Annotated in this window: 16 protein-coding genes; 5 read left to right on the forward strand and 11 right to left on the reverse strand. The window is 46.9% G+C overall.

Annotated features, from left to right (window positions below):
* Positions 1 to 14 precede the first annotated feature (14 nt).
* From AC3E9V_RS14280 to AC3E9V_RS14295, 4 genes are all read right to left on the reverse strand, one after another.
* A complete protein-coding gene (locus tag AC3E9V_RS14280; protein ID WP_488748805.1) occupies positions 15 to 1,268 on the reverse strand; it encodes a bile acid:sodium symporter family protein in 1,254 nt (417 codons plus the stop codon).
* Complete coding sequence (locus AC3E9V_RS14285; RefSeq protein ID WP_488748806.1) at positions 1,269 to 1,931, reverse strand: aspartate/glutamate racemase family protein; 663 nt, start codon at positions 1,929 to 1,931, stop codon at positions 1,269 to 1,271.
* 238 nt (positions 1,932 to 2,169) lie between these two features.
* A complete protein-coding gene (locus tag AC3E9V_RS14290) occupies positions 2,170 to 3,543 on the reverse strand; it encodes a four-carbon acid sugar kinase family protein (RefSeq protein WP_488748807.1) in 1,374 nt (457 codons plus the stop codon).
* A 5-nt stretch (positions 3,544 to 3,548) separates the two neighbouring features.
* Positions 3,549 to 4,793 carry a ribulose-bisphosphate carboxylase large subunit family protein gene (locus tag AC3E9V_RS14295; RefSeq protein WP_488748808.1) on the reverse strand — a complete coding sequence of 415 codons (1,245 nt, stop codon included), beginning with the start codon at positions 4,791 to 4,793 and terminating at the stop codon, positions 3,549 to 3,551.
* A gap of 264 nt (positions 4,794 to 5,057) precedes the next feature.
* Between AC3E9V_RS14295 and AC3E9V_RS14300 the strand changes: the two genes are divergently transcribed.
* Positions 5,058 to 7,127: an aceric acid hydrolase gene (locus AC3E9V_RS14300; RefSeq protein ID WP_488748809.1), complete on the forward strand. Its 2,070-nt coding sequence runs from the start codon at positions 5,058 to 5,060 to the stop codon at positions 7,125 to 7,127.
* Positions 7,128 to 7,376: 249 nt separating this feature from the next.
* Positions 7,377 to 7,535, forward strand: coding sequence for a hypothetical protein (locus AC3E9V_RS14305; protein WP_488748810.1), 159 nt, complete (start codon positions 7,377 to 7,379; stop codon positions 7,533 to 7,535).
* A 98-nt stretch (positions 7,536 to 7,633) separates the two neighbouring features.
* On the opposite strand, the gene AC3E9V_RS14310 is transcribed toward AC3E9V_RS14305, so the two are convergent.
* The 7 genes from AC3E9V_RS14310 to AC3E9V_RS14340 are packed head-to-tail and all read right to left on the reverse strand — an operon-like array spanning position 7,634 to position 14,468.
* Complete coding sequence (locus AC3E9V_RS14310) at positions 7,634 to 8,698, reverse strand: Gfo/Idh/MocA family protein (RefSeq protein ID WP_488748811.1); 1,065 nt, start codon at positions 8,696 to 8,698, stop codon at positions 7,634 to 7,636.
* 3 nt (positions 8,699 to 8,701) lie between these two features.
* The gene (locus AC3E9V_RS14315) at positions 8,702 to 9,745 is read right to left on the reverse strand and encodes an L-rhamnose/proton symporter RhaT (protein WP_488748812.1); all 1,044 of its coding nucleotides are present in this window, start codon (positions 9,743 to 9,745) and stop codon (positions 8,702 to 8,704) included.
* The gene (locus AC3E9V_RS14320; protein ID WP_488748813.1) at positions 9,742 to 10,593 is read right to left on the reverse strand and encodes an amidohydrolase family protein; all 852 of its coding nucleotides are present in this window, start codon (positions 10,591 to 10,593) and stop codon (positions 9,742 to 9,744) included. Before AC3E9V_RS14320 ends, AC3E9V_RS14315 begins: the two co-directional genes overlap by 4 nt.
* 12 nt (positions 10,594 to 10,605) lie before the next feature.
* A complete protein-coding gene (locus tag AC3E9V_RS14325; protein WP_488748814.1) occupies positions 10,606 to 11,748 on the reverse strand; it encodes a CaiB/BaiF CoA transferase family protein in 1,143 nt (380 codons plus the stop codon).
* The gene (locus tag AC3E9V_RS14330) at positions 11,745 to 12,884 is read right to left on the reverse strand and encodes a CaiB/BaiF CoA transferase family protein (RefSeq protein WP_488748815.1); all 1,140 of its coding nucleotides are present in this window, start codon (positions 12,882 to 12,884) and stop codon (positions 11,745 to 11,747) included. The genes AC3E9V_RS14325 and AC3E9V_RS14330 overlap by 4 nt, the downstream gene beginning before the upstream one ends.
* Positions 12,881 to 14,026, reverse strand: a complete 1,146-nt coding sequence (locus AC3E9V_RS14335; protein ID WP_488748816.1) for an ABC transporter substrate-binding protein — start codon at positions 14,024 to 14,026, stop codon at positions 12,881 to 12,883. Before AC3E9V_RS14335 ends, AC3E9V_RS14330 begins: the two co-directional genes overlap by 4 nt.
* On the reverse strand, positions 14,019 to 14,468 hold the full coding sequence (locus AC3E9V_RS14340; RefSeq protein ID WP_488748817.1) for a MaoC family dehydratase: 450 nt from the start codon (positions 14,466 to 14,468) through the stop codon (positions 14,019 to 14,021). Before AC3E9V_RS14340 ends, AC3E9V_RS14335 begins: the two co-directional genes overlap by 8 nt.
* Before the next feature lie 166 nt (positions 14,469 to 14,634).
* Here AC3E9V_RS14340 and AC3E9V_RS14345 point away from each other — a divergent pair, with 166 nt between their 5' ends.
* From AC3E9V_RS14345 to AC3E9V_RS14355, 3 genes are all read left to right on the forward strand, one after another.
* Positions 14,635 to 15,141: a hypothetical protein gene (locus AC3E9V_RS14345; protein ID WP_488748818.1), complete on the forward strand. Its 507-nt coding sequence runs from the start codon at positions 14,635 to 14,637 to the stop codon at positions 15,139 to 15,141.
* Positions 15,142 to 15,392: 251 nt separating this feature from the next.
* On the forward strand, positions 15,393 to 17,165 hold the full coding sequence (locus AC3E9V_RS14350; protein ID WP_488748819.1) for an L-fucose isomerase: 1,773 nt from the start codon (positions 15,393 to 15,395) through the stop codon (positions 17,163 to 17,165).
* Between the two features lie 100 nt (positions 17,166 to 17,265).
* Positions 17,266 to 20,643, forward strand: a complete 3,378-nt coding sequence (locus tag AC3E9V_RS14355; protein ID WP_488748820.1) for a glycosyl hydrolase — start codon at positions 17,266 to 17,268, stop codon at positions 20,641 to 20,643.
* Positions 20,644 to 20,689 lie beyond the last annotated feature (46 nt).

Raw genomic sequence — 20,689 nt, forward strand, 5'->3', positions numbered from 1 at the left:
TTACCACAAAGTAATTATTTCTTTGAACTCCTTTTCCAGTAATTGGCAAGAAGGGAGCCTGATACATTCATCCACGGACTAAATATGGCAGAGGCCAGCCCCAGGGTAGCAAGTTTTCCCATTACACCGGCCAGTCCGGAGGCCATTCCTCCATTTTGCAGGCCAACTTCCAGGGCTATGGTTCTGGCTGATTCCTTATCAAGCCTCAAGGCACGACTAAGCCAATAACCAAACGTATAGCCCAGGGAATTGTGGATAATGGCTACCAAAATAAGGAGCAAACCGATCTGAAGGATATTTTCGCGGCTGGCAGCCGTGGTAACTAATGTGAAATACACGATCCCAAACATGGAAAAAAGCGGCATAACCTTCGTTAGGCCCTTGATCAGATTGGTTAAGTGATAGTAAACAACACCGAAAATTACCGCTCCTGACAGAAAGCTGATCAACTCTGCAATCACCTGTCCAAAGGAAGTGACAGGATTACCAAAAACCATAACTCCTGCAAGCCATAAAACGGCTAAAAGAGCTATTGTGTAAGTTCGCTTTTTGAAGCCTGGTGAGAGTGTTTTGAGACCATCGTAGAGCATAGCCGCCCCAATTGGGACAATGACGATCTTGATGATCTGCAAACACATGTCCAAAAACCTGATTTCGATGTAGGTACCAGCATATAGCTGCATCAGCAACGGAGTAAGCAAAGGTGCCAGCAACGTAGCAACGGCTGTCAGGGTCACTGACAAGGTAAGGTTGGCTCCCGCTATGTAGACCATCACATTAGAGGCCAGGCCGCTACTACACGACCCGATCAGCACCACTCCCGCAGCAATTTCAGGATCGAAATCAAAAACTCTGGTAAGCAGAAAGCCCAGGGTAGGCATGATGCTAAACTGACACAACAAACCAATCAGAACGCCTCTACCCATAGACCGAATACCGGCAAAATCCGCCAAGCTCATTTGCGTACCCATCCCAAACATGACCAACTGTACCACAACCAGAATGAGCCACTTATTACGCATATCAAAACCTCCTACGGATAAAAATGCAGATGGATAGATCAATGCTGCTACAATAGCCGTGAGGATCCAGGCCGTGTACTGGTAGCTTTTCAGGAGCCTCAACGAACCTAAGCCAATGGATAGCGTTACCGCAGTTCCAACTGCCAGGGGTCTGGCCCACTCATTAGCTCCGACAATCAAACTGATGATCAATACCACACCAAAAGGTAGGGAGGTCCAAAGTAGTAAACGCTGCACACGCTTCATTTAAAGAACCTCAGCTAAATATTCTATGGCTATCTGTGGGCTGGCCAGAATGGGGACTTTTTTATCTTCTTCGGAAAGCTGTCCCACTACACGGGCCATAGAAGCCTGAGCCAGGAGGATCACATCCACTTTTGATGAAAGCTCTTTAAGGGCATCGGCCACCATCCGATCATGCTTTTCGGGTTCTCCTCCCATCAGCGCATCAAATGCTCCTTTACATAGTTTGGAAGTCAGCTCAATTTTTTTGCCTGCTGCCTCTGCCCTTCTCATTACCAGGTCACTGGTCGGTTCTAATGTGGTGGAAAGTGTCGCAACAACCCCGATTTTTGTGCCCATGAGCACCGCCTTATCTGCCATGGGTTGATCCACACGCAGCACCGGGACTCCTGTGAGGGACGCGGAAGATTCCACCGCCGGCCCTATAGACGAACAGGTCACCAGGATGTAATCAGCACCGGCCGCTTCTGCTGATCCTACATAGTCCACCACTCGTCTTGATGTGTCTTGAGTTAGCTTGTTCCTTTCGATGGTATTTTTGATCAGACTGTCATCCACGATGTTAAAGACCTTGATGTCTTTGCCTTTTAAGTGCTTATCAATAAGTTCCTGAAATACAGGAACCAATGTTGCTGAAGTGTGTATTAATCCTAGTTTTTTAGTCATGAAGTTGCTATTTATTAATTTTTAATTCTGCGAAAATCAGCGCAACTTTTGAAATACCCTTTATTCCCGATGATCACGCAGATAGACGCAGACTTTTAAATTTTCATTCTTAATCAGTACCCCTATCATCATAACCAGGGTCTTAGTCAAATCACATTTTGGCTTACGAAGCTCCCTTATGTAAGCTTCTACATCTACCATGTCTTCCCGGTCTTTCCAAATCCTCAATCCCAAATCCTCAATCGATCCTCCCCTTTCTCAAAACCTCAAAATACCTTTCATCCCCCACCTGGCCGCCTTTCAGGTTAACTTCCATGCCATCTACAGGTGATCCTTTGGCGTAAGCCCGACAAAGCGGAGCTCCCATATATACGGGTGCGATCATCTCCACGGCGGTTATGCCCAGCTCACGCGCCACAAACCCCGAAGTGTCCCCTCCGGCTATCACGAGTCTCTTGACAGGCTGTTTTTCCAGGGTACGACATGCCGATTGCCCCAGAATGGCTCCAAATCTTTTGGCTGTTTCCTTTCGGATGCCCAACTCATCCAGTCCCTGAGACTGAAAGTACTTTTTCGTGGTCTTTACCCTCGGATCATCCGGCCCTTTGCAAGTGTGCAAGATCACACTTCGGCCTTTGGACAGATGTTCCTGAATTTGCGACACATAGTTGGAAATGAAAGCTTCATTTCCCAACGCATCTGGTTCCACGGCTATTTCCTCAAAACCATGCGCTACTGCCCAATTGATTTGATTAGCCGTAACCGGAGAGACGCTTCCGGAAAGTACCAGAATGGCTTTATGTTCATTGACCAACTCCCAATTCGTACGGAGTTTCAATATTTTTTGATCTGCCCAATGGTCACCCAGCGCCTTCTCAATACCGGACGAACCCACGGAAAACAATGGCTGGTTTTCAGCCTTAGTATCCAGTAACGCCCCAATGGTGGCCATTTGATTTTCATACATGGCATCAAAGAAAATGATATCCTTTCCATCAGCGATTTCAGCGTTGAGCTTTTCCTCAATTTCTTCCAAAGGTTTAGCCAGATCCACCAGGTCGATCAGCCCCATTTCTGCCTCGATTTGACGCGACAGGTGCTCCCGCAAGTCACTTTCATCCGCCGGAGTGATGGGGTGCTTGCTCATGGACGGATGCCTGTCCAGTCGGTAAATTGCTCCCTGGCTACCAATGCCCATGCGGGCGTACAGATGGCCAAAAGCTGAGTAACGACCCAGACCCGGAACTGCCACAAGTATGGGCGTCCATTCATTTTCAAAAACCTCTTGCCCTACCATGATTGCCACGCCGATATTACCGATTTCGGGAGATGAATCAAACGTGGAGCAAACCTTATAATGAATATGTCGGGGGGTCAAAGCTTTCAACGCATCAAAGGCTGATTTTAAAGTATTGGCCATTTCCTGTGGCTCCATCACACGGGTTATCCCTGCAATGCCAATGGCATCCAGGTCAGGGAATCGCTGTATTTGTTCCGGAGTTGGCTCCTCCAAAAACAAAACCGTTCGTGCCCCTGCCCTGGTCAAAAACTCCAAAGCATCAGTGGACCCGGTGAAATCATCGCCATAAAAAGCTAGTTTTATGTCTTTCACACTTTTCACTTACCAAACTTTTCCACTGATTCACCAAACTCCTTGTATTTACGGGCAGCTTCTTCCAAACTCAACCCACTCACTGCACCTTCCCACGCCTGCTTAAGCGCTCTTACACCTCCAGCTGGTCCTGATGGATGTGCCATAATACCTCCACCGGCCATGTAGAGCAGGTCGGTGGTTTGTGTATACTTATAGGTATCAAAAGCCTGACCTCCCCATTGTCCGGAGGAAACTACAGGCAAAACGATCCGATCACCGATGAATGGTGTCAGGCAGGACTTAATAGACCGCACCACAGATTCATCTGACTCCCAAAACTTATTGCGAATTCCATTAACATGCAGCTGGTCAACCCCGGCCATCCACCAGAGCTTACTGTAAGCCGGAAAGTTAATTCCGAGATAAGGATGTCTGTTGAGCATACCCCAGCCATTGCGGTGCGCATGGATAGATAACTCTCCACGTTTGCAAATATCTCTGACCGCAGCCCAGCCTACACTATTGATGCTGACCATCGCACAGGTGCCGCCTGCGTTTACCACCCGATCATAATTGGCTTGCATGGTGTCATAATCTCCCGTGATGTTGAAGGCATACATGACCTTCTTCCCGGTTTTATCCGCATAGTCATTAATCACTCGCATTACAGTACTCACCCGCTTCGAAAAAGAAGAGTTGGCTGGTGATCCCATCAATTCATCATCCTTAATGAAATCAATCCCCGCTTCTATAAGTTCTTTTACAATAGCTGCAGTTTCATTAGGGGTCAACCCTATGCTGGGCTTGATAATGGTACCGATCATTGGACGATCAGCATCAACAGAAGCGAGCTCTTTGGTTCCGGACACTCCAAACTGCGGACCGGTAAAATGATCTTTGTAAATATCGGGAAGCTCAAAATCATCAAGCTTCAGTCCTGTAAATTGTCGCAGTTCATAAAGATTTCCCTGGAGTGTGGAAATAAGGACCGGTACATTTACCTCAAAGTTCTCCACAGACCAGGATACCGTAATTCGTCCTCTGTAATATTTCCCGGATCTTAGGTGATCACCAGGAATACTGGGCTGATCCACTACCTCCTTTTCCTCTACTTGCTCTACCCGTGCAGCAAACCGTTCCTTAATTTCTTCTGTCTCCCCCGGTACAGAAACAAATGTGCCGCTGGACTGCTCTCCGGCAAGCACTGCAGCTGCTTCATGCAGATTGTGAGGTGTCTCTACTAAATATGTTGCTGTAATCCTATCCATTTTCACCAGTGACAGTCAGGGCAAACACATTCAAAAATTTACAGCCTGCAAAACGGTATTTGTAGATGAAACATCTCCCTCCACCCTCTTCAAAGAGGGAATATAGGTGTTTTGCAGCCTGAAATTTGAGGATTAGTTAACATATTCCTAAATGCGTTCAATCGTAAATATCCGGGACAACTTACGATTAAGTGTCCTGCTATCTCCTGTTCGCGTTACGAATAAAAATGATGAAATTGGCACCCAGGACAACCTCTAAAAAAGATGAAAAGCACAATATTATTCTGCCTCCTGGTAATCGTCATCAGTTGCAGCCAACCTGCACAGGAACCTGGCAATGATACCAGGCCATTGGATAAAAAGTCCCTGACGGCCAATAAAAGCCTGGTCAATACCTCAGCAAGTCCTTTTGCGCAGCTGAAACCGGTGGGTTTTGATGAGGTGAAACTTACCGAGGGCTTTTGGCAGGAACGTGTGAAGACCTGCATGGAAACCATGATCCCTGAGATGTGGAGTATTTACAATGACCCAGAGATCAGCCATGCAGTACGCAACTTTGAGATAGCCGCCGGGAAAGCTAATGGCAAGCATGAAGGCGCCCCTTTTCATGACGGAGATTTTTACAAACTCATCGAGGCAGCCAGTATGGCTTATGCACTCTCAGGTGATGAAAAGTACAGCCAGATGATCGATGAGGTAATTCCCCTGATCAAAGCTTCACAACGAGCCGACGGATACATTCACACACCTGTGATGATCGAAGCAAGAAACAACCCTGAAACTGCTGTGGAATTTCGTGACCGCATGGACTTTGAAAGCTACAATATGGGACACCTGATGACAGCAGCCACTGTCCATTACAAGGCCACCGGAAAAACAGATCTCCTGGAAATTGCCAGGAAAGCTGCTGACTATTTATACACATATACTGAAAAATTCCCTGAAAAGATGGCTCAAAATGCCATCTGCCCTTCGCACTACATGGGAACAATAGAAATGTACCGCACTACAGGAGAGAAAAAGTACCTGGAACTTGCCAGGCGGTTTATAGACATCCGCAGCATGGTAGAAGATGGCACGGACCATAATCAGGATCGCATATCATTTCGTGAGCAGGAAAAACCTGTAGGACATGCCGTAAGAGCTAACTACCTATATGCTGGCGTAGCGGACGTTTACGCAGAAACAGGTGATGAAACGCTCAAAGCAGCACTGGACAAGATCTGGGATAACCTGGTAAGCTCAAAGCTATACATCACCGGAGGCTGTGGTGCGCTGTATGACGGGGTCTCACCAAATGGTACTTCTTACAACCCTGCAGAGATACAACAGGTCCACCAGGCTTATGGCCGTGAGTATGAACTTCCCAATGCAGCGGCCCATAACGAGACCTGCGCCAACATTGGGAGTGTGCTTTGGAACTACCGCATGCTACAAGCCACAGGAGAAGGCAGGTATGCAGACCTCATGGAACGAACATTTTACAACAGTGTGCTCTCTGGAGCAAATCTCAACGGGAAAGGATACTTTTACACCAACCCGCTGAGCCACCGGACAGACCTGCCATTCCAGCTGAGATGGCCGAATGTAAGAGAGGCATACATCTCGTTATCCAATTGCTGTCCGCCTAATACTATCAGAACTATCGCTGAGGTATCCAATTACTTTTACAGTAAAAATGACAAGGGGATCTGGTTCAATATGTATGGTAGCAGCAGTCTGAATACCGCACTGGGTGATGAAAACATTAGCCTGACTCAGACGACCAATTACCCGTGGGATGGTGAAATCAAAATCCAGGTAAACGAGGCTCCGACTGCTAAAAAATCACTCAACTTCAGAATCCCTGACTGGTGCAAGGGAGCTACAGTCTATGTAAATGGAGAAAAAATCAACACTCCTGCGCCGTCAGCTTCTTATCTTTCGTTGACCGAAAAATGGAAAAAAGGGGACAACATCCGTCTGGTTCTGGATATGCCAGCCACACTTATAGAGGCCAGTCCGTTGGTAGAAGAAACCCAAAACATGGTGGCCATACAAAGAGGTCCGCTGGTCTATTGCCTGGAAGCTGTAGATTTAGAAGAAGGACAAAAGCTCTCAGATGTGATCATCCCGGCTGATATAGAGCTAGAACCAGAAACCACTACGATTGACAACACTATGCTGGTTAGCTTAAGAGGCGAGGCTAAGCTGGTCGAGCGCTCTGCTGAAAATAAGCTGTATCGTGAAGTAAGCCGAAGTACAAAACCTGTTGAGGTGAAACTGATCCCCTATTTTGCCTGGGCAAACAGAGAAGAGGCTGATATGGCTGTTTGGTTGCCATTGGATCGGTAGGTCAATAAAATATCAACATTTCCAAAAACTTGCTCAGCCAAGTAACCGTGTATCATAATCCGGAGCACTAATATCTCCTCTACCAGTTCGTATTCGTCTTTAACTTTCTCTTGATATCGCTCAAAATGTAATAACCTTGTAATTGCATAAATAGTTGTAACATGGAAGCATCAATCATAAAAATAGGGAATTCCAAAGGGCTGAGGTTAAGCAAACAAAATTCTTGAACAATACCACCTTACTGATAAAGTGGAACTCATACTTGACGAGGATAAAATCATTCTTAAGCCAATAAAGCAATCCAGAAAAGGATGGAATGACGCTTTTAAAAAGATGTCTGAAAATGGAGACGACAACCTCCTGATAGATGAAGTATTTCAAGATGAGAACCTTGACGAATGGAGCTAAATCAATACCGCATAGTTCTGGTCAGCGAATAATTAAGGAAACCTTTGTTGACTAAACAATAAAAAGGAATAATAAGGAACCAGGAAGAACGGATCTTATTACTCCAAACGCTCCACTCCACCTTCCTCACTCGATCTGTAGGCAGCCTCCACCCACTCCATGGTATGGATGCAATCTTCCACAGCGTTATCTGGGTGATCTGTTTCGCCCGTTGCTGTGCGCATGATTTCAGACATGGACCCAATAAATGCATGTGGAAACCAGGAACCTTCAACCTCTTTAGTCTTCCATTTTGGTTCTTCTCCTTCTTTTAAAATCACATACTCAAAAGTGTCAGGTACGCCCTTAGGGTAATTCATCAGGACCCCCAGACTCATCTTAATGGCTCCTCTGGTTCCTTCCAGCTTAATGTACGAATGCTGGTTCTGTATACCGAAATCATGCGCATGGTTGGTCAGGATATTAGCCCTGATCATATCTCCGTAATCCAGGATCATGGAGGTCCTTACTGAGGCCAGAGCATCCATTTTCGGGTGTTTAACTGTCTTAGCATAAATGCTCCCCGGATTACCCAAAAAAGAACGGATCAAATCCAAATAGTGAATGCTGTGGTAGAGGATCTCGACCCGAGGAGCTGTAAATAAAAAATCCCACAGCTGCCATGGGGTATACACGTTGACATTCACTTCTATATCCACCAATTCCCCTATTTCCCCCTGTCCGATCATTTTCCTGGCCGCACTGATAAAAGGTGCATATCGCAGCTGGAAATTGATTCCCGCATTCAATTGCTTCTGCCTGCATAACTCCAGGATTTTAGTTGCCTCTGCCAGGTTTTCGCCCATAGGCTTTTGGATTAGGACATTAGCTCCATCCGGTAACTGTCCCAGAACGTTCAAAACCTCATGACCAGGCACAGCTATATCGAACACGCACTTTTTACCACCGGCCTGTACTAAAGAATCCTGAGTATCATAAACTTCAGAGATTGAAAAGCTTTCAGCAAGATCCACTGCCTTATGATGCTGCAAATCATATATACCAGCTACTTCAAATCCGGCCAGCTGATAGGCAGGCTGGTGAGCATCACGTACGATCCCTCCTGCCCCGATGATGAATATCGGAAGTTTCTTTGCGGGTAATTTGATTCCAAATTTCTCCATGAGTTATCTACCGTAAGCGTTGCCAATGGTCAACACCACTACGGCCACAACCAATACAACTAATGCCAGGATCAGCGCTCCTATTGTTTTCCTGCTGCTTCCCACCCACTCTTTTAGCAGTAAACCGGCCAATGAACTAAACAATACCAACATGATCATATGAATGGCCCAGCTGCTAAACTTATAGTCTCCCATGCGGGTATGCCCTAACCCATAAAAGAAAAACTGTGAATACCACAGTAACCCTGTCAATGCCGAAAGTAAATAATTGAAGGTCAGGGGGCGCGTACGGCCATTGTTTTTAGCCAGGTACTCTTTAAATGTCCCTTCTTTTTGATGCAAATACAGGCAATAAATCAGGCTGAATAAAAAGGCTCCCGTGTTTGAAAAAATATAGATCACGTTGCCCTGATAATGGCCTGCACCATACTTTGCTGCCACATCGGCAATGGGTTGACCCTGATCCAGGGAAAAGCCGTATAAAGCTGAAAGGATCCCGGCACCTATCGCCAGGACAAGTCCTTTTGTCAAAGAAAAGTTACTACCTGAAGGGCTGGTTTTCTGTTCCAGGTCCATTTCTTTGAAACGGCCTGCCACCCCACAAAACCCAATCCCTGCCACACCTAGCAGCATTCCACCGATTATATATTCCGAACCTGGCTTGCTGAGTACGGTCATCAGTTCTCCCCTCACCCACGGAGGCAGTAGGGTACCTAATACGCACGAGATGCCTATAGCAATGGCATACGTCAAAGAGAAGCCGATATGTCGAATGGCCAGGCCAAATGCAGTTCCTCCTATGCCATACACTACCCCTAACCCAAAAGACATCCACATGGCATCAGCTGGCGCTTCCCGTAGTACGGTTAGCAGTTCAGGTATAGTAAGATAGGCACCTATCAAGGGCAATAAAAGCCAGCAAACCAGTGCCTGAGCCAGCCAGTAAGTTTGCCAGGACCATTGAACCACCTTCTTTTGAGGGGTATAACACAGGGAAGCCGCCGAAGCACCAACCGCATGAAAAAGCACTCCGCTTATTACGTTCATAAGTTGAGATTATAAAACTTGTTGGCACTGGAGAAAAGGACCTTTTTCTGTTCTTCTTCACTTAGGATCTCCGAAAGCAGTTCTTTGTAAGCTGTCCAGGTTTTTACATAGTCACCGGCTAGCAAAGACACGGGCCAGTCTCCGCCACAGAAGCTCCTGTCCACCCCGAAATGCTCCAGTACAAACTCAATGTATGGTTTCAGGTCTTCTTTAGTCCATTCCTGAAAATTGCCGGATGCAGTTCCCTGCCCGGAAATTTTCTGATGAAACCTGGCATGTCCTGCCGCTTCCAGCATCAACTCTCCCCACCGTCCAAACTGTTTTTTAGTAGAAACAGGTGGCTGGTTGAGGTGATCAAAGACCATGTTTAGCTCAGGTACCTTTTCAGCAACTGTTAACGCCGTTTCGATGTGCTCCGGCAAAACACCTACCACATCGTAAGGCACCCCTCTTTCAGCCAGGATCTTAAGGCTTTCCAGCACCGTGTCCTGCAGAAGCCATTTTGGATCTTTCTCATCATGGATCAAATGCCTGACTCCTTTGAAATAGGGATTATCCAGATATTTATTCAGTGCCTGCTCAGTAGCTTCAGGGCTGATCAGAGGCACCCATCCTACCACCCCTTTGATCCAGTCAGTCTTTTCTGCGTTGAGAAGCATCCAGTCCGTATCTTCAAAATGGTTTTCGGCCTGCACCAATACGCCCGCCGTTACTCCTACCTGTTTTCGGTCTTCTTCTATTTCCCTGAAGTGATAAGTGCGATTCAGGATCGTTTCATCACCCTCAAGCCACTTGTAACTGATATTTTCCAGGTCCCAAATGTGAATGTGTGTATCGATAATATTCATCCTTCCGGTAGTTTAATTTCCAAATTCCTGATCAATACTAACCGTATGAAACCCAAGCTCCGGCGCTCCAACAGGTGAGGTCAGCAACTCACCATCTACCCTGATCGGGCACCTGGTGGTTTTCACTTCACTCCCGGAAGTAGTCTTCACGATGAGCTCCATATCCAGCGCCTGGTAACCCTCCTGTGCAAGGAGTTGCTCATAATTAAACACTTCGGCACACCAGATGTCTGCAGGTTCAAGCAAACTCAGCCAATGTGTTGTGGTTTCTGTGGACAGATGTCTGGCAAGGTCCAGCTTAATTTCATCCCGTTGTACAAACCACCTGGCAGGATCAGTATATGCTTTCAGTGGCTCACACTCGAGTAATTCCCCCAGGTCAGGAATATTTCCCATGGCCAGAGCCAGGTATCCATCTGAAGTTTTGTAAACTCCGTATGGCGCACCTACATAGCAGTGTGCATGATTTTCGTTACTTCTTTGCGGGAGTTGTCGGCCATCATTGAGGAAGCAGGTCAGCACTTCAAACTGAAAATCCAGGGCACTCTCAAGCATGCTTACCTGCACCAAAGCTCCTTCACCGGAGCTTAACCTCTGATACAATGTAGCCAGAATGCCCTGAGCCACATGTGTACCTGCTAAAATATCCACTACTGCCACGCCCATGGGTGTTGGTGGTTTAGTGGCATCATTATTTAAATAAGGCAATCCTGTGAGCGCCTGAAGCAACAGATCCTGCCCGGGCAATTCACTCCACTCTCCCTCATCACCATATCCACTGATCTCTGCATAAACGATGGACGGATTAATCTTTTTCACAGAATCATGATCAAGCCCCAAACGTTTCATCACACCCGGCCGAAAATTATGCAGCAACACATCCGCTTTACTCAGCAATTTCCTTACCTTGATCAGGTCTTGCTCATTCTTCAGGTCCGCTTCATAGCTTTCCTTATTTCGGTTGATGGCATGGAAAATGGTAGACTCATCATCGATACGAACATCAGAAACATAAAGCTGACGACAGATATCTCCGGTCCCCGGTTTTTCAACCTTTATCACCCGTGCTCCCAGGTCTGCCAGTCGTAAACTCGCCGAAGGGCCCGACAAAAACTGGCTAAAGTCAATGACTAATATGTCTTCCAAAAGCTTCATGCCAACCCAAATTCTTTTTCTATACTTTCATTGTCAGCTCCCAGATCAGGTGCCGGCTTTTGCCCGTATATCTTCCGGCGGTTAATACGAATGGGACATCTTGTGGTATATAGCTCACGATCACTGGCAATTCTCTGCTCCATTTGGAGCTGTTTATAGCCATTTTGATTGACCATTTTCTGCCAATCCAGCACTTCAATAGCCCACAGGTCCGCTTTCTGCATACTATCCAGCCAAAATTGGGTTTGCTTCCTGATCAAATGTTTAGCCAGGATATGCTTGATCTCATCTCTTTTTTTGAAAGCATCTACCTGACCATATTTTTTCAGTTCATCACATCCTATAGCATCTGCCAACCTGGTAAGCGGCACCATGGCGATGGCAATGTATCCGTCCTGCGTTTGATGTAAACCATAAGGCGCCCCAAGTAGCGAATGACCATTGTTCGTCTTTGATCGCTTTGGTAGCTGACCACTTTGGTAATACGTGGTGAGCAGTTCAAACTGAAAATCCAGAAGGGATTCCAGCAATGACAGCTCCAGTTTAGCGCCCTTTCCCGTTTTTTTCATGCGAATCAGAGCTGCTAAAACACCCTGAACCAACTGCGCTCCGCAAATGATATCCCCGATAGCCAAACCAAATGGAACAGGAGGATCTGCTTCATTTCCTGAAGTGTACATAAGTCCACTCTTTGCCTGTACCAGCAGGTCCTGACCAGGCTTTTTGCTCCATGGTCCCTCAGCTCCATAACCCGTGATCTCTGCATAGATGATCCGGCTATTTACTTCCTTCACCTGGTCATAACCCAGGCCAAGTTTTGTCATCACCCCCGGACGAAAGTTGTGGATCATCACATCAGACTGTGCAATGAGTTTCTTCACCTTCTCTATCACTTCCGGGGCCTTCAGATCAGCTGAGAAACTCTCCTTATTCCGGTTGATCGTGTGAAATAGCAATGAGGTATTACTATCCGCCCACAGATCTTCTATAGCCAACTTCCGACACGCATCCCCTTTTGGTGACTCAATCTTGATCACGCGGGCACCCAGATCTGCCAGTCTCAGGCCAGCCGAGGGGCCGGATAAGTACTGACAAAACTCCAATACCGTCAATCCTTCAAGTGGAAGCTGGCTCATGTGCTTAGGCTTTCCTGATAAATCTTATTGACTCGCTGCAATACCTCTTTAGGGTCTCCACCGTCTTTTAAATACTCCCGGATCGGATCACCCGCGTGATCCTGAAAGTGGAGGTAACGATTGTACCTCGGACGGACGTAAGCATCCTCTAAAGTCTGTAGCGTACTCCTGAAAAAATCATGTGTAAGCCGGTTGTTAGACTCGCTGATCCAGGCTTTCAGATGTCCCGGCTGACCGCCGTGCTCTGTATAAAATGTAGATTGGATCGTAGAAGAAACCACTTCTTCCACAAACCTGACTGCCCATTTTTTATGTTGACTTCTTTCTGATACAGCCAGGCCTGTCCCGCCAAGAGTACTTCGTAATGTTTTTCCCTTAAAAGACACCAATCCGGTATAATGCAGCAAATAAGGTGCATAGCCAACACGTGAATAGTTGGAGTAGCCATAAGCGAAAGGGCAGTACCAGTAATCACTGGAAGTACTCATCAGCTCAGCTACGGCTATGGGGTTGCGCGAAAACATCTCCTGTTCCAGTAAAGAATAAAACTCTTTCATGGTATCCAGCGCCTTCAAACCAGTTTCCTGATCAATCACTTCTTCTTTTGACTGAAAAGGCTCACTCCCATGTGCCAGACAAAAAGCATAAAAGTTCATCAACAGATCGATGGGAATAGCCGGGGCAGCCACTTTACCTTTTTTAGCCAGTTCCAACACCTCTTCCCAGGTTTCCGGAACCTGGGCACCATTTTTCTCGAGCAGATCTTTACGATAACTCGCCACCGGTGTAGCTGCATCTACCGCCAATGCCCACTGATGACCTCCATAGTTGTAGCTCTGATGTGAGTAACCCACCGAGTTTTGCTCCTGGTCAGCCAGGTATTCCTTTGACAGGTATTGATCCAAAGGTAAAACACAGTTAGTAGCAGCCGCACACCCAACCCACGGATGGTCAATGATCACCAGGTCATAGTCATCCACAAGCTTCTCAATTGGGTAATCAGCGAATTCCTGCAAAGTCCGTTTTCTCCAGGTGACGGTCACTTCCGGATACTTCTCGTTAAATCGCTGGGCATATGCTTGGAGTGGCGTTATCCCGCGACTGTGTCCCCAGGTTATCCCTTTTAATATTATCTCAGCCATTTGCCTCCTTTTTCTCCGTCAAAAGAAGGTGCTCACATACCATTACCAGCTCATCTTTTTGGTTAAAAACCTTTACAAGCTCCGTCACAAGGCCATAAGATGGCTTTTTGTGGTCCTTCATATCTTTAATGATCACCTTTACTTTAATGGTGTCTCCTATAAAAACCGGTTTGGTAAACCTGAGCCGTTCGTACCCATAAGTCATGGCCACTTCGTTGATAAAATCAGCTGTCATCCCAACAGCTACACTAAAGATCAATGTACCATGCGCGATACGCTCCTTAAAGGGTTGGGTTTTGCACCATTCGGCATCCATGTGATGTGGAAAAAAATCCCCGGTTTGCCCCGCATGCAGGACAATGTCAGACTCTGTAATGGTTCGTCCAATGGTTTCCCTTACTTCTCCTACCGAAAACTCTTCAAAGTATTTTTTTACAAACATGTGGTTAAATAATGCGCTGAAAAAAAAGCTCTCCGGCTAGCCTCATTTAAATGAGGTATTAACCGGTCACTAAAACAAAAGAAGTAAAAAAAGGAGGGCTATCAGACATGAAAGCACAGGATGGTTTGAATAATTGATAAAGATAGATTTGAAAACAAGATTGGAATTGAAAAGAATCGAACGTTACAAACTAACTCTTAGTAAAATGAAAAAAATTAATACGCTAATCGCACTCTTAGTATTTGCATCTCTTGTCATTTTTATGGGATGTGGTAAAGATAATGGTGGTGGAAAAACAGAAGGAGAAAAGGACATTAAAGCCCTTACAGAAAGTACCTGGACGATAGATGCTACAAACTCATCTACCGATGCTGATGGAATTACTATTGCTGATATCGCTATTAACATTAGTGGAAGCTCTACAATCACGTTCGGCTTATCCGGAGGAGGAATTGACACGTATGTTACTAGCGGCGGAAGCTTTGATGTAAGCGATGAAGGAACTATTAGTAATGTTGTGTTGACCGACGCTGGTGAAGACGTTGAGGTTGGATCTGCAAGTGCATCATTATCCTCTGATAATACTACGCTTACTATCACTTTCAACACTGTAGAATCCGGAAGTCGAGTCGGTGGCTTAGGAAATTTTGAATTAGTATTTAAGGCTAGCTAAGGACAGGTCCTTTTGGATACAGGCACATAAAATGCGATGACAAACATTAGCAGGAAACATCATCTCAACTACTATATCTGTCATCGGTAGACTATAAGATCAAGGATTATTCAATTTGATTTGAGAAAAAGCTACTTCTTCCGAGGTGGCTTTTTTTATTATCAGTAAAACTCCTGATTACAGGATGGGGAAGGATTGTCAAAAGGGCTATTCCCCTTAGAATTGTACCCTAGCATCTAGTTTCAAATCATATGAATCAATTCTATAAACTACGCGGAAAACTTCCCAAAATCGGGATCAGACCCGTGATTGACGGCCGACTGGGCGGCATCAGAGAATCTCTGGAGGAGCCTACAATGAAAATGGCTCATAAAGTAAAGGACCTTCTGGAAGCCAGACTCAAATACCTGGATGGAACTCCCGTGCAATGTGTCATTGCTGATGGCACCATAGGACGCGTGGCTGAGGCGGCCGGATGTGAAGCAAAATTCGAGCGGGAGGATGTAGGTCTCTCCATTACGGTGACCCCATGCTGGTGCTATGGTACGGAGACCATCGATATGCACCCTACCCGGCCGAAAGCCATCTGGGGATTTAACGGAACAGAAAGGCCGGGAGCAGTTTACCTGGCTGCAGCTCTTGCGGGCCACACACAAAAAGGAATTCCTGCCTTCAGCATTTACGGAGAAGATGTACAGGACTCTGTAGACGACCCCATCCCCACAGAGGTTGAAGAAAAGCTTCTGCAGTTTTCCAAAGCCGGAATAGCCTTAGCTACCATGCGGGGTAAGTCTTACCTGTCCATTGGAGCCGTGTCTATGGGGATTGCAGGATCCGTAGTAAAAGAAGACTTCTTTCAGGAATACCTGGGCATGCGAAATGAATACGTAGACATGTCTGAGATCAATCGCAGGATCGGAAAAGGCATTTTTGATGAAAAAGAATTTGGTGCTGCGCTGAAATGGACAAAAGAAAACTGCAAAGAAAATACCAACTACAACCCTCACAACAAATCACGGGAACAGCTGGACAAAGAATGGGAAACGGTGGTAAAAATGGCCATGATCTGTCAAGACCTGATGGTTGGGAATGAAGCGCTGGCAAAGAAGGGTTTTGGTGAAGAAGCGCTGGGGTTCAATGCCATTGCCGCAGGATTTCAGGGCCAGCGACAATGGACTGACTACATGGCCAATGGCGACTTTATGGAAGCCATCCTGAATAGCTCATTTGACTGGAACGGTAAACGTCCTCCAATGATGATGGCTACCGAAAACGACTCCCTGAATGGCGTATCCATGCTTTTCGGTTATCTAATTACCAATCAGGCCCAGATCTTTTCAGATGTACGCACTTATTGGAGTCCGGCTTCTGTCAAAAGGGTTACCGGCCACCGGCTTGAAGGGCTGGCAAAAGAGGGCATCATTCACCTGATCAACTCCGGGTCGTCTGCACTGGATGGCAGTGGCGAGCAATCCGTAAATGGAAATCCGGCAATGAAGCCTTTCTGGGAGATCAGTGATGCTGAAGCAAAGAAATGCCTGGATGCCACCGACTGGCCTCCGGCGGTAGATTACTTTCCGGGCGGCGGGTTTTCTTCACACTTTGTGACCAGAGGCGGAATGCCCGTAACGATGTGCCGGCTCAATCTGGTGAAAGGACTCGGACCTGTCATGCAAATTGCTGAAGGCTGGACAGTGGATCTGCCTAAAGAGGTTCACAATGCCCTGGACCAACGAACGAATCCTACCTGGCCAACCACCTGGTTTGTACCGAGAACAACAGGTGAAGGGGCTTTTAAAAACGTTTATTCGGTAATGGCTAACTGGGGCGCTAATCATGGCGCATTCAGCTACGGACATTATGGCAAGGAATTGATCACGCTTTGCTCTATGCTCAGGATCCCGGTCAATATGCATAACGTAGAGTCGGAACCTTTCCGGCCAAAGGACTGGGCTTCTTTTGGTATGGACCCTGAAGGAGCTGATTACCGGGCTTGTGTCAATTATGGACCTTTGTATAAGTGATCAACCTAACTCCCGCAGATAACGCAGATGTTCGCTGAAATTTTAATCTGCTTCAATCAGCAGGAGATGTTTTCCTGAACGTAAAGACAAATTCCTAGCCGTGAAAAAATCATTTACCATTCTCCTCTTATTTCTACTGGCCTGCCAACCACCTGAGACGGTGAAGATGCCTAATCACCCTGAAAAGTCCTGGGTGTTTTGGTACTGGATGAAAGCAAGCGCAAGCAAGGAAGGTATCACTGCTGACCTGGAAGCCATGAAAGAAGCCGGAATAGGCGGAGCTTATCTCATGCCCATTCAAGGACCTGAAGACCCTCCTCTTATCAATCCTCCGATTGTACAATTATCATCTGAATGGTGGGAAATGGTCCGGTTTGCCATGGAAGAAGCCAAAAGGCTGGGACTCCAACTGGGGATGCATGCCAGCGATGGGTTTGCCCTGGCCGGCGGCCCATGGATCACTCCTGAACTTTCCATGCAAAAAATAGTCTGGAAAGAAATGCACATAAAAGGTGGGCGCAAAGTGGATTTGAAATTGCTGCGACCCGAAGGCTACCAGGGATACTATAAAGACATTGCCGTATTCGCCTTTCCTACAAAGGAAATCGCGACATCCACCTACGCCACCAGGCCGACTATTACCACCAGCACAGGAGATAATGCTGATTATTTGGTTATCCCAGGAAATGAAGAGCAATTTCGATGCAACGAGGATTGTTGGTTCCAGTATGAATTTAGTGAACCCTTTACCTGTCAGAGCATCCGGGTGATCACCAAAGGCAACAACTACCAGTCGCACCGCTTATTGGTACAATCAAGTCAGGACGGCATTCACTTTGACTCGGTCCACCAGATGGTACCCCCTCGCCACGGATGGCAGGATACGGATGCCCAGGTGACCTATGCCATTCCAAAAACGACTGCACGATATTTCAGATTTCGATGGTCAAAAGAAGGAACAGAACCGGGGGCTGAGGACCTGGACGCTGCAAAGTGGAGCCCCCGCCTTAAAATTGCCGGTCTGGAAATGTCCAGTCTGCCGAAAATCCATCAGTTTGAGGGTAAAACCGGGGAGGTCTGGCGGATCAGCCCCAGGACGACAGAACAGCAGCTGGCCCGCTCCGCATGCATCGACCCGGAAAACCTGATAGATCTTACTGACCAAATGGATACCTCCGGATTGCTCAACTGGAACGCACCTGATGGAGACTGGACGGTGCTCAGAATAGGGCACACCTCTACCGGGCATACCAACTATACCGGGGGTGGCGGATTGGGTCTGGAGTGTGACAAGTTCAACCCCCAGGCCATCAACCTGCAGTTTGACAAGTGGTACGGACAGGTTATTGAAAAAATGGGGCCGGAGCTCTCTGAAGAAGTTCTGACAGCCTTCCATGTAGACAGCTGGGAATGCGGCAGCCAAAACTGGTCCCCTGTTTTTCGGGAAGAATTCAGAAAGAGAAGAGGGTACGATCCCCTTCCCTACCTTCCGGCAATGACCGGCTATCCCATCAAAAGCGCTGAGTTTTCTGAAAAGTTTCTTTATGACATCCGTCAAACGATTACAGAAATGATGGTTGATAACTTTTATGGGATCATGAAGAAGCGTGCACATGAAAACGGCGTTTTATTCAGTGCGGAGAGCGTCGCTCCTACCATGCTAAGCGATGGTATGGAACACTATCAGTCGGTTGATCTGCCCATGGGTGAATTTTGGCTGAGAAGCCCTACCCATGACAAACCCAATGACATGCTGGATGCCATATCCGGAGCCCACGTTTATGGGAAAAACATCATTCAGGCTGAAGGATTTACCGAACTGCGCATGGCCTGGGATGAACATCCGGGAATGCTTAAACCACTGCTGGACAGAAATTACGCGTTGGGTTTTAACCGGCTGTTTTTCCATGTTTTCGCTCACAATCCATGGCTGGACAGACAGCCAGGCATGACCCTGAGCAGTGTAGGACTCTATTTCCAAAGAGATCAGACCTGGTGGAAACCCGGAAAGGCCTTTGTAGCATATACCGAAAGGTGTCAACGACTTTTGCAGGAAGGCAAACCGGTTGTGGACATAGCAGTCTTTACCGGCGAAGGTCTGCCCAGAAGGTCCATCCTCCCCGATCGCCTCGTAGAGACACTCCCGGGTATTTTCGGGAAAGAAACGGTAGAGCGTGAACGCTCCAGACTGATCAATGAAGGTCAGCTGCAAAGGGAGCTTCCAAAAGGTGTGAATCACTCTGCCAGCATGGCCGATCCGGAAGACTGGCTGGACCCTTTGAACGGCTACAAATACGACTCTTTTAATAAAGATGCGTTGCTGGAGCTGACATCTGTTGAAGGTGGGAATATTCAGCTCAAAACAGGCATGAACTACCGGCTGCTCATCCTCCCGAAAAGCCGCAGAATGGATCCTAACCCGGAGTACGTGTCTAAAGAGGTCCTGGAAAAGCTAGCAACCATGGTGAAAAACGGAGCCACCTTACTGATCAGTGAAAAACCAATGCACACACCGGGGCTGGATTCGGCTGATCAGGAATTCGATCGGCTGGCCGATGAACTTTGGGGAGATTCATTTGAGCTTCAGGATGGATTTTACGCAAAGCCTGTAGGCAAAGGAAAGGTGATCAAAACACCTGTTACGGCTGATTCTTTTGAAGGGCTGGACATCAAGCCTGATTTTCAGGCATTTGAAAATAGCCGGAAAGCCAAAGACATTGCCTGGACCCATCGCAGAAGTGAACAGAAAGATATCTACTTCATTTCTAACCAAAGCGAAACGGATCGTATCCTGGAACTTTCGCTAAGAGTAACGGGTAAAGTGCCAGAACTTTATGACCCTGTTACCAACAGGAAAATACAGGCTGAAAGCTGGACAATCAATGGAACCCGAACGGAATTACCTGTACGCTTAGCGCCGAATGGTTCCCTGTTTGTCATCCTGGAAAAGGAAACGGATAAACAATCCTGCAAAGGATCCAACTGGCAGGAGTTCAGATCAGAAAAAACACTTGAGTCATCCTGGACTATAACATTTGATCCTGAGTTTGGTGGGCCAGAGGAACCGGTAACGTGGAATTCTCTCCAAAGCTGGACCAAGAGCGAAGACCCCGGAATTAAATACTACTCGGGGACAGCCATATACACGACCACTTTTGATTTTGAGCCAGCGGATAGAAAGGTATATTACCTCAAATTTGATGAGCTTCATGACATAGCTGAGGTAAAAGTAAACGGCAAACCTTGTGGTATTGTCTGGACCGCACCCTACCAGGTAGCTATTACGGATGGGCTACAAACAGGAGAAAATACCCTGGAAATAGCGGTGACCAATACCTGGAGAAACCGGTTGATCCGCGATCATGACCTACCGGAAGCCGAACGGATCACCCGGACCACTTCTCCCTACCGGCTGGAGGGTCTTCCACTTCTGAAAGCAGGGCTGACCGGTCCGGTGAGTATTTTGGTAGTGAAGTGAGGAAAGTGGAGTTTAATGAGTTTGGGGGTTTCGAGTTGCGAGGTTA

This window comes from Marinoscillum sp. HNIBRBA16962 (assembly GCF_057801515.1).

Bases quoted from the DNA above. Each gene is read 5' to 3' on its own strand.
- AC3E9V_RS14350 (WP_488748819.1), top strand. From the start codon at position 15,393: ATGAATCAATTCTATAAACTACGCGGAAAACTTCCCAAAATCGGGATC.
- AC3E9V_RS14325 (WP_488748814.1), bottom strand. From the start codon at position 11,748: ATGAAGCTTTTGGAAGACATATTAGTCATTGACTTTAGCCAGTTTTTG.
- AC3E9V_RS14340 (WP_488748817.1), bottom strand. From the start codon at position 14,468: ATGTTTGTAAAAAAATACTTTGAAGAGTTTTCGGTAGGAGAAGTAAGG.
- AC3E9V_RS14285 (WP_488748806.1), bottom strand. From the start codon at position 1,931: ATGACTAAAAAACTAGGATTAATACACACTTCAGCAACATTGGTTCCT.
- AC3E9V_RS14335 (WP_488748816.1), bottom strand. From the start codon at position 14,026: ATGGCTGAGATAATATTAAAAGGGATAACCTGGGGACACAGTCGCGGG.
- AC3E9V_RS14280 (WP_488748805.1), bottom strand. From the start codon at position 1,268: ATGAAGCGTGTGCAGCGTTTACTACTTTGGACCTCCCTACCTTTTGGT.
- AC3E9V_RS14295 (WP_488748808.1), bottom strand. From the start codon at position 4,793: ATGGATAGGATTACAGCAACATATTTAGTAGAGACACCTCACAATCTG.
- AC3E9V_RS14330 (WP_488748815.1), bottom strand. From the start codon at position 12,884: ATGAGCCAGCTTCCACTTGAAGGATTGACGGTATTGGAGTTTTGTCAG.
- AC3E9V_RS14315 (WP_488748812.1), bottom strand. From the start codon at position 9,745: ATGAACGTAATAAGCGGAGTGCTTTTTCATGCGGTTGGTGCTTCGGCG.
- AC3E9V_RS14310 (WP_488748811.1), bottom strand. From the start codon at position 8,698: ATGGAGAAATTTGGAATCAAATTACCCGCAAAGAAACTTCCGATATTC.
- AC3E9V_RS14320 (WP_488748813.1), bottom strand. From the start codon at position 10,593: ATGAATATTATCGATACACACATTCACATTTGGGACCTGGAAAATATC.
- AC3E9V_RS14300 (WP_488748809.1), top strand. From the start codon at position 5,058: ATGAAAAGCACAATATTATTCTGCCTCCTGGTAATCGTCATCAGTTGC.